This is a genomic window from Parasphingorhabdus sp. (assembly GCF_049667325.1).
Classification (GTDB): Bacteria; Pseudomonadota; Alphaproteobacteria; order Sphingomonadales; family Sphingomonadaceae; genus Parasphingorhabdus.
Window position 1 is genome coordinate 1 of the sequence record NZ_JBATHY010000205.1, and the last position, 16,001, is coordinate 16,001.

Sequence of the window (16,001 nt, forward strand, 5' to 3'; positions counted from 1 at the left end):
ATCACGCGGCGCTGTCCCGTTCGATCATTCCGTCGCGCAGTTCTATGATCCGGTCACAGCGCTTGGCCAGCTCGGGATCATGGGTGATGATGAGCAGTGTCGCGTCGGTGGCTTGCTGGCGATCGAAAAGCAAGGTGATAATTTTGTCGCCGGTGGTGCCGTCGAGATTGCCGGTGGGTTCGTCGGCAAAGATGATGGTGGGCCGCGACGCCATCGCACGGGCGATGGCAACTCGTTGTTGCTCGCCGCCGGAAAGCTGGGTCGGATAATGGCCCAATCGGTCGCCAAGGCCCACTGCGGTCAGTTCTTTTGCCGCTATCCCAAAGGGATTGGGCTGACCATCCAGTTCGAGTGGCACGGCAACGTTTTCCAGCGCCGTCATCGTAGGGAGCAAATGAAAGGCTTGCAAAACAATGCCCACCCGGCCCCGTCGCGCGACCGCCAGCTGATCCTCGTTCATGGTTCCGAAATCGGCTCCGGCGATATTCACTTCACCGCCGCTTGCCCGTTCAAGGCCGGACAGGATTGCCATCAGCGATGATTTGCCCGAACCCGATGGCCCGAGCAGTGCTACCGTCTTGCCCTCTTCGATCGACAGATCGATGCCGCGCAAGATGTCGACCCGCGCATCGCCTTCCCCCAATGACAGGGTGACATTCCGGGCTGCAATCGCAATATGGGGTTCAAACGTGGCGGCGTCGCTCGATGCGGCGTTATTTTGGTTCATGGGGGTAAGGATATCCGATGTTGAAGAATTTTTTCTTATATGGGTCTACACTGGCACTTCTGCAACTTTTGATCGCTTGTGGGCCCGCGCCGGAAGAGGGGCAAGCTGTTCTCAAGGACGTAGAAACGGTCTCGAACGAAACCGACGGCGTTCAAAAGGCCGAAGCGAAAGAAGCCGAAATTCTGATCGTCGCATTCGGCGACAGCCTCTATGCGGGCTATGGTCTTGATCAGAAAGAGGGCTTTGCCCCGGAACTGCAAGCGGCGCTGATCGCAGAAGGCAAAGACGTCCGCGTCTATAACGCTGGCGTATCGGGTGATACGACGGCAGCGGGTTTGCGGCGAATGGATTTCGTTCTCGACAGTCTGACTCGCAAGCCGGATCTGGTGATATTGGGGCTGGGCGGTAATGATATGCTGCGCGGTCTGAAACCAGCGGACAGTCGCGCTAATATGGAGGCGATGGTGCGCAAGCTCGACGAGCGCGAGATTCCCGTCATGCTCACCGGGATGCTGGCCCCGCCCAATCTCGGTGCGGAATTCAGCAAGGAGTTCAACGTCATCTATCCCGCGCTGGCCAAAAAATATAATATCGCGCTTTATCCATTTTTCATGGACGGGGTGGTGGGGCGTCCCGATTTATTCCTGCCGGATGGTCTCCACCCGACCGCAGAGGGCATTGATATCATCGTCGGAAAAATCGCGCCGCAGGTGGCGAAACTGCTGGAAAGCTAAGCGCAGCCCAAGTTGGAAAACTTGGAAGCATGTTGCGCCGAATCGCAAAAACTGTATTATTTTACTAATACAGCACTTGAAACGCTTGAAAAGCAGGGCAATTGCATCCATTTATAGGGAAAGCCCCGCATTGTTGCAGGGGCAGGGAGGCGAAGCAGCATGGCGACCGAAACAATCACCGCGACCGAAGACCTGAAATTGACTCCGCCGGACCCGGTGGTTGCCGTTTCGCCCGAGAAGGCCGCTGGCCTGGTGCCGGTCGGTGACGAGATCCGCTCCAAGCTAGAAGAAAAAGTCGACTCTTTTATCGACGATCTGATCGCGCAAGACCAAAACAGCCCCGAATTCGGCAAAAAAGTGGACCAAATTACCAATATGGGCCGCAAGGAAATCGCCGAAGCGGCGGGCCAGTCCAACCGCTTTTTGGATCGCCCGATCCGGTCGATGGACGAAGAAAGCGGCATCGGTTCTGATCTTGCGGAATTGCGTCGTACGGTCGAGGATCTCGATCCGGGCAAGCGTGGAAACCTGACCACCAAGAAGAAGCTCTTCGGAATTATCCCTTTTGGCAACAAGCTGCGTAACTATTTCGACGGTTATAAAAGCGCGCAAGGCCATATTGGCTCGATCCTCGACCGGCTCCGTTCCGGCAAGGACGAATTGCTGATGGACAATGCGGCGATTGATGTCGAACGCAAGAATCTCTGGGCGGCGATGGGCCGGCTGGAGCAAATGATTCACGTTTCCAAGGTCATGGACCAGCGGCTCGAAGACAAAGCCGCCGAACTGGACGCAACCGACCCGGCCAAGGCCAAGGCGATCCGCGAAAGCGCATTATTCTACGTCCGCCAACGCACCCAGGATCTGCTGACCCAAATGGCGGTCACGGTGCAAGGCTATCTTGCGCTTGACCTGGTGAAACGCAACAATGTCGAGCTGGTCAAAGGTGTCGATCGGGCAAGCACGACGACCGTCGGCGCGCTGCGGACCGGTGTGACCGTCGCCCAGGCGCTGACCAACCAGAAGCTGGTCCTCGACCAGATCACTGCGCTTAACACGACTACAGCAGGCGTGATCGATAGCACCAGCGAAATGCTGAAAAACCAGACCGGCCAGATTCACGAGCAAGCCGCATCGGCGACGATACCGCTCGAAACACTGCAGCGCGCCTTCCAGAATGTCTACGACACGATGGACAATATCGATACATTCAAGCTCAAGGCGCTGGAAAATATGAAGGCGACGGTCAACAGCCTGTCTGGCGAGATCGAGAAGTCGAAAGGCTATATTGCCCGTTCCGAAGGGCAGGCCAAGGCGCAACTGGAAGCGCCATCCGAAAACCCCCTGTCATCGCTGGAGGGCTAGAGCCTGGTGCCCGAATCCAATCAGGAAATCTTCGACAGCGCGGCGCGGGTTCTTCGGGAATCCCGGTTCCGCCGCTCGATTGGCAATCGTTCTCACAAACTGAAGCAGGGCCATTTTTTCAAGAAACTGGGCCGCGCCGCCTTGTGGACGGTTGGGGTTCTGGTGGGAGCCAGTATCGTCGGCGGGATTTTGAGCGGCATCGGATTCTGGGGCGTGCTGATATCTGCGGGAATGATCGCCGGCGGAATATGGGCAGCAATGAAATTTCCCGAAATGAAAATCCCCACGCCGGAGATGATTGTCCAGTCCGATCTCAAGTCGCTGGCAGGAAAGACGGAAATCTGGCTCGAAAGCCAGCGCCCCGCCTTGCCGCCGCCTGCGGTCCAGATCGTCAACGGCATCGGCGTCCAGCTCGATATGCTGTCTCCGCAGCTCAATAAACTCAACGAGGGCGATACCGCGGCTTATGAAGTGCGCAAGCTGGTCGGCGAGCATCTGCCTGAACTGATCAACGGCTATCGGGCGATTCCCGTATCGATGCGCGGCAAGGCAAATGATAGCGGCAAGTCGCCGGACGAGCAGCTGATCGGCGGCCTGTCGCTGATCGAGAAAGAAATTTCCGGGGTCACCCAGCAGATAGCCAAAGGCGATATCGACAATCTGTCGATCCGCGGTCGCTATCTTGAACTCAAATATGATCAGAGTGCCGAAGCGGAATAGCATCGACGCCAGAGCATAGCGTTCCCAGTCTCGGCAACATAGACCTTGCCGGCGACAAAGGTTGCGTTCGAAGTCGGAAATGCGATAGTCATTCTATCTCGGCCGGCTGATCAGCACGATTGATCTTTGTCTCGTTTCACCGTGAAATTCGAAACTGCAAACCGCAATGAAAATCGCGGCAAATTTGTTAGGGAATCTTGGAATAATGAATAGTCTGATTGATTATCGGGAAAAAGTCCGCACGCATCATCGCACCGATGAAGCCGAGATTCTGGAATATCTCATATCGAATTTTGGTCCGGACGAACGGACACGCAGCCGTATTCAGGAACGGGCGATACAGGTTGTCCGGGACGTGCGGAACGCTTCGGGGCCAACGCTGACCGAGAGTTTTCTGGGTGAATATGGTCTTTCTACCGACGAGGGCCTCGCCCTGATGACACTGGCCGAAGCGCTGTTGCGGGTACCGGATAACCAGACGATTGATGCCCTGATCGAAGACAAGATCGGCCCTTCCAACTGGCGTGACCATATCGGCCAGTCTGAAAGCTCGCTGGTCAATGCCTCGACCTACGCGCTGGAGATGACGCGGAGTGTGATTAACAAGCCCGAAAGCCGCGGGCCGCTCGACGCTCTGCGGGGCGCGATAAAGCGACTGGGCGAACCGGTGATCCGTGTGGCGGTACGACAGGCGATGAAAGAGCTTGGCAACCAGTTCGTGCTCGGCGAGGATATGAAGCTGGCGTTGAAGCGGGCCGAGAAATGGAAGGCCAAGGGCGCGACCTATTCCTATGATATGCTGGGAGAGGCCGCGATTACTCAGGAAGGCGCGGACGAATATTTCGAAGCCTATGCCGACGCGATAAAAGAAATTGCGAAAGTCGCTGTTTCCGATGATCTGCGCGAAAACCCCGGTCTTTCGATCAAATTATCGGCTCTCTACCCGCGCTACGAAATGAGCCAGCAGGCAAAGGCCGTGCCCGAGCTTGCCGACCGCGTGGGCGAACTGGCGCGCGCGGCGCGCGATGCTAATATCGGCCTCAATATCGATGCCGAAGAAGCCTATCGTCTTGGCCTGTCGCTCGACATGATCGAGATGGTGCTCAGCGATCCGCGCCTGACCGGATGGGATGGCTTTGGCGTCGTTGTGCAGGCATTTGGCAAGCGCGCCAGCTATGTTCTCGATTGGCTTTACGCGCTGGCGACCCAGCTCGATCGCAAGATCATGGTTCGCCTGGTCAAGGGCGCCTATTGGGACAGCGAGATCAAGCGGGCGCAAATGGATGGCGTACCCGACTTTCCTGTGTTCACGACAAAATCCGCGACCGATATCAGCTATATCTGCTGCGCATCGCAGCTGCTGAAAATGACCGATCGCATCTATCCGCAATTCGCCACTCACAATGCGCACAGCGTTGCGGCGATATTGGAGATGGCCGGTAACAATCAGGATTTCGAATTTCAGCGCTTGCACGGCATGGGCGAAACCTTGCACGATGCCTTGCTGCGCAATGAAAAGGTGCGTTCGCGCATCTATGCGCCGGTCGGGAAGCATCGCGAGCTGCTCGCCTATCTGGTCCGACGCCTGCTCGAAAATGGTGCGAATTCTTCCTTTGTAAACCAGCTCGCCAATCATGCTGTCGCCGCCGAACTGATTGCGACCGATCCGTTCGAGACGCTGGTGGCTGATCAGCAATCGAGCCAGTCGAAGATCATGAAGCCGAGCGATCTTTATCGGCCCGAACGGATCAACTCGCGCGGTTGGGATCTCGCCAATCGTACGGATTTGAACGATTATGTCGCAGAACGCGCGCCCTTTGCCGAGAAGCTCTGGCGTTCGTCACCGATCATCGTTCGTCCGGTGACAAGCGGCACCACGCACAAGATATTCAACCCTGCGATCAAGGACAGTCAGGTTGGTGAAGTGATCGAGGCTGACGAGAAGCAGGCCCGTGAAGCGATAGAAGATGCCCGCATCTGGGACGCTCCGGTGGCAGAGCGCGCTTCGGTTTTGCGCAAGGCAGCCGATCTTTACGAGCAGCATCACGGCGAAATTTTTGCATTGCTGGCAAGAGAGGCGGGCAAGACCCAATTTGATACGATCGCCGAATTGCGCGAGGCGGTCGACTTTCTCCGCTATTATGCCAAGGAAGCCGAGAAGTCGCCTGACAAGAAGCCACGCGGAATCATCAGCTGCATCTCGCCATGGAATTTCCCGCTGGCGATCTTCACCGGCCAGGTGGCTGCGGCTCTCGCTGCGGGCAATGCGGTATTGGCGAAACCGGCTGACCAGACGCCGCTGATTGCCGCTCTGGCGACCAATCTGTTGCACGAGGCCGGTGTGCCTCTGAGTACGCTTCAGCTTCTGCCGGGCGCTGGCGCAACCGTCGGTGCCGCGATCAGCGGCGACGCCCGCATCAATGGCGTATGTTTTACCGGCTCTACGGTGACGGCACAGACAATTAACCGCAATATCGCTGAAAATGGTCAGGCTGATTCATTGTTGATCGCCGAGACCGGCGGCCTCAACTGCATGATCGTCGATTCGACCGCTCTGCCGGAACAATCGGTTCGCGATATCATTACTTCTGCATTTCAATCCGCCGGGCAACGATGCTCGGCCTTGCGGGTGCTCTATCTGCAAGAGGATGTCGCCGAGCCGTTTCTGAACATGCTATATGGCGCGATGGACGCGACCGAGATGGGTAATCCGTGGTGGCTGTCGACCGACATCGGCCCGGTTATCGATCAGGCCGCGCATGACAAGATCAGCGCGCATATTGCTGCAGCAAAGACCGAGGGCAGGTTGCTGAAACAGCTCGGCTGTCCCGACGATGGCTATTTTGTCGGACCAGCGGTGATCAAGGTCGATACTATCAATGATCTCGGCGAAGAGATTTTTGGCCCGGTCCTGCACGTTGCAACATTCAAGAGCGGCGGGCTCGACCAGGTGATCAGCGACATCAACGGCCGCGGCTATGGACTGACCTTTGGTCTCCAGACCCGGATCGAACGGCGCATCGAAAAATTGACCAGCGCGATGAAGGTCGGAAATATCTACGTCAATCGCAACCAGGTCGGCGCTGTCGTCGGTTCCCAGCCGTTCGGCGGCGAGGGACTTTCCGGAACGGGTCCCAAGGCCGGCGGACCGCATTATCTGCCGCGCTTTTATCAAAGCTCCAGACCGACAACGCCGGTTAGTGTTGGCACTGAACTGGCAGCAGAAACGATTCAGACGGCACTCGAGAATCTTCCGGCTCCCGACAAGCGGCCGCGAAGTTCCGAAATCATGCCCGGACCCACCGGGGAGTCGAATGAACTATTCGCCTATGCACGGGGAACAATCTTGTGCCTCGGTCCGACGGCAGAAGATGCGACGAAGCAGGCCGAGACCGCGCGGCAACAGGGCTGTGAAGCGTTGATCTGTGTTCCCGGTGCTACCGGAGAGCAAACGCTCGACGGATTTCTGCCGCGTGATTCTCTGTCCCGGTTGACCGCTATCGATGCCGTGGTGTGCTGGAGTGAAATCGAGGATATCCGCGCCATCCGCCAGGCTCTCGCCCAGCGCGACGGACCGCTGATTCCGCTGATCACCGAGGAAAAATTTGACCACCAGTGTCTGGTAGAGCGCCACGTCTGCATAGATACAACCGCTGCGGGGGGAAATGTCTCGCTGCTGACCTGACAGCTGTCGCTGTCACAGGATCGGTAGTCTTCGTGATAATGATACAAGGGAAAAACTGGATCCCCCGTGAGGATTCGAACCTCAATTAACGGAGTCAGAGTCCGTGGTATTACCATTATACGACAGGGGAGTGCCGGAGCGGGGCAATAGGCAGGGAGCGACTTAGCGTCAAGCCTTTTGGTGGTGACTAGGCTGTTACCGGATCAAGCAGTTGCGGACCATTGTTGCGGTTGCTGTTGACCGCGTCGGAAACCCGGGTGGCTGTCATATCGCCCTGATAGGTTACCGCCAGACGTCCGGCTTCGGCCCAATCGCTCTCTAGCCATGTTGCGATGTTCGTTCGCTCTAGAATCACGGGCGTTCGGTCGTGAATGGCAGAGAATGACGCTGGCGCTGCGGTGGTAATCACCGCATAGCTGCCGATGTCGAGACGGTCATTATATGTCCACAGTCCGGCGAGCAGCATCGGCTCCCGGTCACCGCGTTCGACTTTATAGGGCGTCTTGCTCGAGCCCTCGCGCTGCCATTCGTAGAAGCCCGACACCATGATGATGCAGCGATTATTGCCGAGCAACGGTTTGAACGATGGTTTCTCCGCCAGCGTTTCGGCCCGGGCGTTGATCATCTTGGCAGCATATTTGGTGTCCTTGGCCCAGGGTGGCAGAAGGCCCCAGCGCAGCAGTTCGAGCGACCTCTGGCCATCTCGATTGATACACACCGGTACTTGCTGGGTTGGACAGATATTATAGCTGGGCTGAAAATTGCTATTTGGCGGGGGCTGGACGATCGCCAATATGTCGCGATATTCCGCCCAGGTCAGTTCTTCATGGCTAAATTTGCGCCCACACATGATGTTTTCCGTTCAACAAGGTTACCCGCCCTTGCGTCACAGGCGCTGCGGCGTTATCTTCCTAGGCAAGTACCGGCGGTATTATCCGATCCGGAGAACATAAGAGTACGGTCATGGCGGATCAAGAGTCCCCATCGCCGCAAGATGCAACAGGCGGATCATCCGCAAGGAAATCCCGCCCGAACCCTGCGGCGACACATAATGGACAGAGTCGGATTGCGCCTTCTGTTCTCCACGGTAACGGGCGCTGGCCCAAATTGCGGTCCTATGCAGCAATAGATCTGGGCACCAACAACTGTCGGTTGCTGGTCGCCAAGCCATCGTCTGACGGCTTCATCGTAACCGATGCCTTTTCGCGCGTTGTCCGTCTGGGGGAAGGCCTGGTCGAAACCGGCCGGATCAGCAGCCGGGCGATGGATAGAGCGGTTGCCGCCTTGTCGATTTGCGCTGACAAGCTGCGGCGTCGCAATGTGACGCTGGCTCGGTCGGTGGCTACCGAGGCCTGCCGGCGGGCGAGCAACGGTGACAAGTTTATCGAACGTGTCCGCCGCGAAACCGGTATCGCGCTCGACGTGATCTCCGCAGAAGAAGAAGCGCGTCTGGCCGTTCTCGGCTGTCAGATATTGCTTGAACCGGGCGAGGGGCCGGCGCTTATTTTCGATATCGGCGGTGGCTCGACAGAACTCGTGCTGGTCGACACAACCGGCTCGGCACCGGAAATTATTGACTGGCTGAGCGTCCCGTGGGGCGTCGTTTCGCTGACCGAAAGCGAAAAATTCAATGCTAGTGACCCGCACGCGCGACGTCAGGCCTTTATCGCGATGCGCAAGCGGGTGGCGGACAGCTTCGCCAGTTTTGCCGAAAGATTGCCGCGGCTCGAGCAGTGCGATTATCGTTTGCTGGGCACGAGCGGCACGGTAACCACATTGGCAAGCCTGCATCTGAAACTCCCGCAATATGATCGCAAGGTGATCGACGGCTTGATCGTGCCTACCGAATCGATGCGCGAAATCAGCACGATGCTGGCGAATGCTTCGCCAGACGAGCGGGCGGATATTCCGTGCATCGGCCGGGAACGCGCGGATCTGGTCGTCGGCGGCTGCGCAATTCTCGAATCGATTCTCGACATTTGGCCGGCACCGCGCGTCGGCGTCGCGGATCGCGGTATCCGCGAAGGCATATTGCGCTCGTTGATGTCTGCCAACGAACGGCGTTCGGTCCGATGAGCCGGGGCAGGGCAGGCAGCAAGCAGCGGGTCAAGACCGCCAAGGGTCGTAAGATCGGGTCGACCCGCTGGCTCGAACGGCAGCTGAACGATCCCTATGTCAAGCAGGCGCGGGCCGAAGGCTATCGATCTCGCGCAGCGTATAAGTTACTGGAACTGGACGAGCGGTTCAAACTGGTCCGCAACGCAAAGCTGGTAGTGGATCTCGGGATCGCGCCGGGTGGATGGGCCCAGGTGATGCGCAAATATGCGCCCAAGGCAGCGGTTGTCGGGATTGATCTGCTCGAGGTCGATGCGATCGAAGGGGTGACCATTTTCCAGATGGACTTCATGGACGATGCCGCGCCGGACCTGTTGATCGAAACTCTGGGCGGCAAACCGGACCTGATATTATCCGATATGGCCGCCAATACGGTTGGCCATCAGCAAACCGACCATTTGCGGACGATGGGACTGGTCGAGGCCGCCGCCTATTTTGCGGTGGACAATCTGCAAAAGGGCGGCAATTTTGTCGCGAAAGTATTGGCCGGCGGAACCGACAACGAGTTGTTGACGCTGCTAAAGAAGCATTTCGAGGTGGTGAAGCATGCCAAGCCGCCAGCGAGCCGCAAGGGCTCGTCCGAATGGTATGTGATTGCGCAGGGATTCAAGGACAACGCGGCGGCGCCCTAGGTTCTGTCCCTAATTGCCGGCGCGCGCCTTGGCGACCATTTCCTTTAGTCCGTCATAGCCCACGGCTCCGACTTCCGACTGATTGCCGACAACCCAGGCCGGGGTTCCGGTGAACCGCATCTGCTGGGCAGTTTCGATATTATTCTGGATTTCACGCTTGGCTTCGGGTGACGCGATGAAGGCCCGCGCCGCTGCCATGTCGAGTCCGATCTCCCTGGCCGCCGCCTCTATCGTCGAAGGTGTCGGCCGACCGGTGGCGAACATGGTTTTGTGGAAGGCATAATATTTGCCCTGCTTCGCAGCCGCCAGTGCCATCAGCGCGGCGTCATTGCTGGTTTCGCTGAGAATCGGCAACTCGCGGAATACGACTTTCACATTTTTGTCTTCGGCGATCAGTCTGGCGATATCGCGCTCGGTCTGTTTGCAATAGGGGCAATTGAAATCGGAATATTCGACGACAATGACATCACCATCGGGATTTCCGGCAAAAGCGTTTCCGGCAAAAGGCTTTTCAATCTGAGCCCGGACCGCATCAATCGCCGACGCCTTCTGGCGGCCCTGCAAGATTTCTACCGCTTCCGGAATGATTTCAGGATTTTTCAGGATATAGTCGCGGACAATCGCCTCGATGGCTTTTTGCTCCTGCGCATCGATACCCGCGGCCAGCGCAAGTTCGCTGGTGGCTTCGGTCGAGGAAGCGCTGCCTGCCTGCCAGAACCAAACACCCAATGCCGCCGCTATGGCCAGTCCGCCACCCGCCATAATCATCCACTTTCTATTTGAAACTTCATCCACAATCGGGCTCTTTCGTTGATCTATGCCATTGGCTATGGCCGCACGGCTTGTCCAGCCAAAACAGTGCCGGTGTAGGCAGCCCGGGCTAGCGGCGCTTGCTGTCTCTTTCGAATTCGGCTTTGGCAATGAACGAAATGTCCTGCGCCCGAATCCAGTCGGGTGTATTCTCGGCTATACCAGCCATCGCGATTTGCGAACTGCGAATGGCACCGGCATAGTTTTGCGAAAGCAGAGAGCTCTCCGCTGTTGCCAGTTGCGCGCGCGGCATGTCGCCTTGTTGCGAATAAACCACTCCCAGCTGATACCAGGCAAACGGGTTGCGATTGTCCTTGTTTACAGCGGCTTTCAAGACTTGGGTTGCCTCGTCAAAATATTGTGCGTCTTCGGTCGCGATCAGGGCGTGACCGAACAGGCTCGCGATCAGCGGCTGGTTATTGGTTAGCTCCACCGCCCTGCGCAGCGATTTCAGCGCTTCGTCGGGTTTGCCCGATTCCAGCAGGATCTGGCCGTGCAATTCGAGGAAATAAGGATCGTTCGGCGCGGATTTGAGCAGATTATTGACCTCGTAGAGCGCCCGATCGGGATAGGCGCTCTTGTGCCATGCATAGGCCCGTGCATAGCGACCGGGAACCGATTGGTCGCTTTCGGGATATTCGCGCAAGGTCACCACCGGGTCAGCGGTAAACCCCAGAAGCTTGGCCTTGACCCGCTGGAACCGCGCCTCGATGTCCGGGTCGGAGGGCTTGTCCCAGGCGGGGTCGCTTTGGTAAACGTCTCTCAGCAGGCTGACACGTTCTCCGGACAGCGGATGGGTGCGGCCGTAGCTGTCCTCCTGCGGGATGCCGAGGCGGAATTCGTAATTCTGAAGTTTCTTGAAAAAATCGATCGAGCCTTTGCCGGTAATACCGGCCTCGGAAAGGTAGCGGGCACCGGCAGAATCGGCTGATCGTTCCTGCACCCGGCTGAAGGCCAGGAATTTGCCCATGGCGGCTTGCTGGCCGGCAGCCAGGATCCCCATGCCGGCATCGCCCGCGCCGGCGGCGATGGCGGCAGCACCCAGGATCAGGCTGAGGATCGTGATTCCGGTCGCGGTTTTCATGCCTTCGTCGAAACGGATTATATGCCCTCCGGTGATGTGACCCAGTTCGTGGGCCATCACCCCTTGCACTTCATTGGCGCTGTCTGCGGTCTCGATGAGACCGGCAAAGAAATATATTCGCTGGCCGCCCGCAACAAAGGCATTGACCTGATTGTCATTGATCAGGACTACCTCGACCTCGTCGGCATCCAGTTCGGATACCGCGACCAGCGGCGCGACCATATCGGTAAACAGGGCTTCGGTTTCGGCATCGCGCAATATCGACTGGGCGGCAACAGGTTGTACGACGATCGAGACCATCGTCAAAAACGCCACCATGAACCGGGTCAACCGGCCGAGGGCCGGCATGCGAATGCGGTGAAATGAAACAGCAAGACTATTGCGCATGTAAATCCTCAGCCTGAAAGCCCGGTTGGAGCTTTCTCCCTGACATCACCTGCCTGAACCGCGGATGAAAATAATACCGCTCCCGCCCGAAACTTGCCGGGGGGAACGGTACCAATATCATTATCCGAACGTACGTTGCCACCAGCCGTTGCGGGGTGGTCCGTCGCTGGATGCCGCAGCATCACTGTCGGACGTTTTTGCGACGCTGTCCTCTTTCGACTTGCCGGTCGCTTTAGCTCTCGCTTTCCGCGGTTTTGCAGGTGCCTTTTCCTTGACCGCTTCCGGGGCGGCCTTGTCAGACGCCTCGGCGTTATCGGCCTTTTTGGCACGCGCCCTCGGGGCTCTTTTTACCGGCGGCTTGTCATCAGCGGTTGCGCCGGTGGTTTCAGCAGCCGGTGTGGACGCCGTGGCCTTGGCTTTTCGCGGAGCGCGGCGCCGTTTCGGCTTTTCTTCGGCCGTTTCGGTGTCCGGCTGTGTACTTGCCGCTGGCTGCTCCGCCGGGGCTTCGCTTTTGGCGGAACGGCGTCTGCCGCGCGGTTTAGCCTCAGGTTGCACCTGCTCATCAGCGTTGCCTTCGGTTGCGTCAACTGGCGGATTATCCGTCTTGCGGGCGCTGCTACGGCGCGGTCGTGGCTGCGGTTTCTCGGCTTTGTCACGGCTATCCGCGTCATTCGGTTTCGCATCTGCCTCGCCACTATTCTCCGAATTGCCGGTTTCCGAACGATCGCCACCACCACGGTTGCGCCTTCCGCGCCGACGCCGTTTGCGTTTGGGCCGCTCACCGCCGTCGTCCCTTGCTTCCCGAACGTCTTCCCGTGCTTCCCGCACGTCTTCTTCAACGGTTTCAGTGTCTTCAACATGATCGTCATCATCATCATCAACGATGGGTTCGAATTTGGGCATGTTCTTCGGTGGGCTGCCGGAGGTTTGGATTTCCATCCGTGCGCCTTCGGTTTCCCCGTCGGGAACGATTTCGATCGAGACGCCATAACGTTTCTCGATGTCGTCAATCTCGTGACGCTTGCTGTTCAACACGTAAATGCTGGCTTCCTGGCTAGTGCGCAGACTGATCTGGCTTGCCTTGCCCTTGGCAGCTTCTTCTTCGAGCAGCCGGAGCACGGACAAAGCGGCAGACGAAGCGGTCCGGACCAGTCCGGTGCCTTCACAATGCGGACATACTTTGGTGGAAGCTTCCAGCACGCCGGTGCGCAGGCGCTGACGGCTCATTTCCATCAAGCCAAAGCTTGAAATCCGTCCGACCTGAATACGCGCCCGATCGTTTTTCAGCGCATCGCGCATCGCCCGTTCGACTTTGCGGACATTGCCACTCCGGTCCATGTCGATAAAATCGATCACCACCAACCCGGCCATATCGCGCAATCGCAATTGGCGTGCAATTTCTGCGGCGGCTTCCATATTGGTCTTGACCGCGGTTGCCTCGATCCCGTGTTCGCGGGTTGATCGTCCGGAGTTGATGTCGATCGAGACCAGCGCCTCGGTCGGATTAATCACAAGATAGCCACCGGATTTCAGCTGCACTTCCGGCGAATACATCGCCGACAGCTGGTCCTCGACACCATAGCGTTGGAACAGCGACACCGGATCGGCATAGCTCTTCACCCGTTTGCTGTGGCTCGGCATCAGCAGCTTCATGAAATTCTTCGCTGCCGTATAGCCGCTTGCCCCTTCGACGAGGACTTCCTCGATCTCGCGATTGTAAATGTCGCGGATCGCGCGTTTGACGAGATCGCTATCGCTGTGGATCAGGCTTGGTGCGGTCGCCACCAGGGTTTTTTCACGGATCTCATCCCAAAGCCGGGCGAGATAGTCAAAATCACGCTTGATTTCAGGCTTGGTCCGGGAAAGTCCGGCGGTGCGAACGATACAGCCCATGCTGGTCGGCAATTTCAGATCAGCGATGATCGATTTGAGGCGCTTGCGATCGCCAGCATTATTGATCTTCCGGCTGATACCGCCACCATGGGAGGTGTTGGGCATAAGCACGCAATAGCGACCCGCGAGGCTGAGATAGGTGGTGAGCGCAGCACCCTTGTTGCCGCGTTCTTCCTTGACCACCTGGACGAGCACAACTTGCCGCCGCTGGATGACGTCCTGGATTTTGTAACGTTTGCGCAGGGCCATCCTCTTCTGACGTGCCTGATCGCTGGCTTTGGGCATGCTGCCTTTGCCGCGACCACGCGTGTTGCGACCACCGCGTCCGCGACGGCCACCGCTTTTGCCTTTGGCGTCGTCCTCGGATGAATCATCACCGGATCCGTCGGAATCATTGTTGTCGTCGTCATCATCGTCATCGTCGTTATTTTCTAAGGGGACTTCGCCTTCGGTAACGTCGATCGTGTCGACGCTGTCATCCTTGTCGACTTCAACCAGTGCGGTATCCAGTTCCTCGGTGGCTTCGCTGCGCACCATATCGGCGGGAGAGTCATCTTCTTCCTCTTCCTGCGCGCGCAAAGCAGCTTCTTCTGCCGCGTGCTCGGCTTCTTCGGCCAGCAACGCTTCACGATCTTCTCTCGGGATCTGGTAATAGTCGGGATGGATTTCGGAAAAGGCGAGGAATCCGTGGCGGTTGCCACCATAATCCACAAAGGCAGCCTGTAACGACGGTTCGACCCGGGTTACTTTTGCTAGATAGATATTGCCTTTAAGTTGTTTGTGCTCGGAAGATTCAAAATCGAATTCCTCAATTTTGTTTCCTTTTACGACCGCCACCCGGGTTTCTTCCTGGTGGCGCGCGTCGATTAGCATGCGCGTAGTCATTCAATAGTCTCCTGGCATGGTACAAGAGAGGGCCGAAGCCCGCTCGGGCCATGCGATATGGTAGGGATAACGGGTGTTCGCGCGCGGTCCTTTGTTTAGGGGCGGGCGGCGTCATCCGGTTGATTTGAAAAATTTCAGATAAAAATGCGTCTGCAACAACTGCATGGCCCTGGCCGTTAGCCAAAGTCGTTCCGCCTGTGGAAGCGCTTCCGATACGGAGAGCTTCATAGCCGGAGATGTCATGCCTCATGTTGCGTCAACCTGGTAGATGCCGAATGATTTCCGGCATTTAGAAGAACCGCTTCAGGATTGTTCCCGAATGGTTCGAAACGTCTGCTAGCACCGCTCACGCTAATCGGCAACATAAACTGTGACCAACCCGAAACATCTCCGGGAATATTGCTGCGCCCGAATTCATGACTAACGGGCCGTTAACCGCGTCATTTTACGGCCCCTTACGAAACCTTCCTTAATGGCTTTTTTACTCAATTGTTTGTTGTGATTTAGCCAGGAAGCCAGAGCCGATGAAATTTGACTGGACCAAAAAGGCCCGAGCAGGGCATAAGCAAGTCATGGCACTGGCAACCATTTTTGTATCTGCATTGCTGATCACCCAACCGGCCGAGGCTGGTTCGATCAGCCGGATCGAAGCGAGCGGTTCGCAGATCATCGTTGCCTTCGATGATCTGGTAGAAGGCGCCTCGACTTTTTCCCTGATCGGACCAGACCGGATCGCGATTGATATCCAAGGTGGCAAAGCCGGGCAGGGAGGATATGCGTCCGGAATTGTGAAATCTGTGCGCCAGGGACAATATGATCCCAATACAGCGCGGATCGTGTTCGATCTTGACCGACCGGCGGTGATCACCAACGGCAGTTTTTCGCAAGATGGAAAAAGCCTGAAGCTCAACCTGCAGGCGGTTGGCCTGAATCAAATCGCGCTGGGCCGGAAGTCCTTTTTACC

General features: G+C 57.4%; 12 protein-coding genes and 1 tRNA gene. 7 read left to right on the forward strand and 6 right to left on the reverse strand.

Annotated features, from left to right (window positions below):
• Position 1: 1 nt before the first annotated feature.
• Complete coding sequence (locus WBM93_RS09355) at positions 2-727, reverse strand: ABC transporter ATP-binding protein (RefSeq protein ID WP_424431223.1); 726 nt, start codon at positions 725-727, stop codon at positions 2-4.
• Between the two features lie 17 nt (positions 728-744).
• Here WBM93_RS09355 and WBM93_RS09360 point away from each other — a divergent pair, with 17 nt between their 5' ends.
• From WBM93_RS09360 to putA, 4 genes are all read left to right on the forward strand, one after another.
• A complete protein-coding gene (locus WBM93_RS09360) occupies positions 745-1,461 on the forward strand; it encodes an arylesterase (protein WP_424431224.1) in 717 nt (238 codons plus the stop codon).
• Between the two features lie 159 nt (positions 1,462-1,620).
• Positions 1,621-2,826 (forward strand): toxic anion resistance protein, encoded by a 1,206-nt coding sequence (locus WBM93_RS09365; protein WP_424431226.1) that lies wholly within the window; start codon positions 1,621-1,623, stop codon positions 2,824-2,826.
• 6 nt (positions 2,827-2,832) lie between these two features.
• Complete coding sequence (locus tag WBM93_RS09370; protein WP_424431228.1) at positions 2,833-3,546, forward strand: hypothetical protein; 714 nt, start codon at positions 2,833-2,835, stop codon at positions 3,544-3,546.
• A gap of 205 nt (positions 3,547-3,751) precedes the next feature.
• Positions 3,752-7,231 (forward strand): bifunctional proline dehydrogenase/L-glutamate gamma-semialdehyde dehydrogenase PutA, encoded by a 3,480-nt coding sequence (gene putA / locus WBM93_RS09375; protein ID WP_424431230.1) that lies wholly within the window; start codon positions 3,752-3,754, stop codon positions 7,229-7,231.
• A gap of 56 nt (positions 7,232-7,287) precedes the next feature.
• Here the strand turns inward: putA and WBM93_RS09380 are convergent.
• Both WBM93_RS09380 and WBM93_RS09385 read right to left on the reverse strand, forming a co-directional pair.
• A tRNA-Gln gene (locus tag WBM93_RS09380) sits at positions 7,288-7,361 on the reverse strand.
• 57 nt (positions 7,362-7,418) lie between these two features.
• Positions 7,419-8,081, reverse strand: a complete 663-nt coding sequence (locus WBM93_RS09385; RefSeq protein ID WP_424431232.1) for an SOS response-associated peptidase — start codon at positions 8,079-8,081, stop codon at positions 7,419-7,421.
• A gap of 113 nt (positions 8,082-8,194) precedes the next feature.
• On the opposite strand from WBM93_RS09385, the gene WBM93_RS09390 reads away from it, so the two are divergent.
• Both WBM93_RS09390 and WBM93_RS09395 read left to right on the forward strand, forming a co-directional pair.
• Positions 8,195-9,307, forward strand: a complete 1,113-nt coding sequence (locus WBM93_RS09390) for a Ppx/GppA phosphatase family protein (RefSeq protein ID WP_424431233.1) — start codon at positions 8,195-8,197, stop codon at positions 9,305-9,307.
• Positions 9,304-9,978, forward strand: coding sequence for an RlmE family RNA methyltransferase (locus WBM93_RS09395; RefSeq protein WP_424431235.1), 675 nt, complete (start codon positions 9,304-9,306; stop codon positions 9,976-9,978). The genes WBM93_RS09390 and WBM93_RS09395 overlap by 4 nt, the downstream gene beginning before the upstream one ends.
• Before the next feature lie 9 nt (positions 9,979-9,987).
• Here WBM93_RS09395 and WBM93_RS09400 read toward each other — a convergent pair whose 3' ends face one another.
• From WBM93_RS09400 to WBM93_RS09410, 3 genes are all read right to left on the reverse strand, one after another.
• Positions 9,988-10,746, reverse strand: a complete 759-nt coding sequence (locus WBM93_RS09400; protein WP_424431236.1) for a DsbA family protein — start codon at positions 10,744-10,746, stop codon at positions 9,988-9,990.
• A gap of 112 nt (positions 10,747-10,858) precedes the next feature.
• The gene (locus WBM93_RS09405) at positions 10,859-12,259 is read right to left on the reverse strand and encodes a M48 family metalloprotease (protein WP_424431238.1); all 1,401 of its coding nucleotides are present in this window, start codon (positions 12,257-12,259) and stop codon (positions 10,859-10,861) included.
• Positions 12,260-12,379: 120 nt separating this feature from the next.
• Complete coding sequence (locus tag WBM93_RS09410) at positions 12,380-15,037, reverse strand: Rne/Rng family ribonuclease (protein WP_424431240.1); 2,658 nt, start codon at positions 15,035-15,037, stop codon at positions 12,380-12,382.
• 524 nt (positions 15,038-15,561) lie between these two features.
• Here WBM93_RS09410 and WBM93_RS09415 point away from each other — a divergent pair.
• A partial coding sequence (locus WBM93_RS09415; RefSeq protein WP_424431241.1) for an AMIN domain-containing protein occupies positions 15,562-16,001 on the forward strand: 440 nt, incomplete at its 3' end.

Excerpts from the sequence above, each read along its gene's own strand:
- WBM93_RS09400 (WP_424431236.1), bottom strand. The coding sequence starts at position 10,746 with ATGATTATGGCGGGTGGCGGACTGGCCATAGCGGCGGCATTGGGTGTT.
- WBM93_RS09365 (WP_424431226.1), top strand. The coding sequence starts at position 1,621 with ATGGCGACCGAAACAATCACCGCGACCGAAGACCTGAAATTGACTCCG.
- WBM93_RS09405 (WP_424431238.1), bottom strand. The coding sequence starts at position 12,259 with ATGCGCAATAGTCTTGCTGTTTCATTTCACCGCATTCGCATGCCGGCC.
- WBM93_RS09385 (WP_424431232.1), bottom strand. The coding sequence starts at position 8,081 with ATGTGTGGGCGCAAATTTAGCCATGAAGAACTGACCTGGGCGGAATAT.
- WBM93_RS09360 (WP_424431224.1), top strand. The coding sequence starts at position 745 with ATGTTGAAGAATTTTTTCTTATATGGGTCTACACTGGCACTTCTGCAA.
- WBM93_RS09395 (WP_424431235.1), top strand. The coding sequence starts at position 9,304 with ATGAGCCGGGGCAGGGCAGGCAGCAAGCAGCGGGTCAAGACCGCCAAG.
- WBM93_RS09355 (WP_424431223.1), bottom strand. The coding sequence starts at position 727 with ATGAACCAAAATAACGCCGCATCGAGCGACGCCGCCACGTTTGAACCC.
- WBM93_RS09410 (WP_424431240.1), bottom strand. The coding sequence starts at position 15,037 with ATGACTACGCGCATGCTAATCGACGCGCGCCACCAGGAAGAAACCCGG.
- putA (WP_424431230.1), top strand. The coding sequence starts at position 3,752 with ATGAATAGTCTGATTGATTATCGGGAAAAAGTCCGCACGCATCATCGC.
- WBM93_RS09390 (WP_424431233.1), top strand. The coding sequence starts at position 8,195 with ATGGCGGATCAAGAGTCCCCATCGCCGCAAGATGCAACAGGCGGATCA.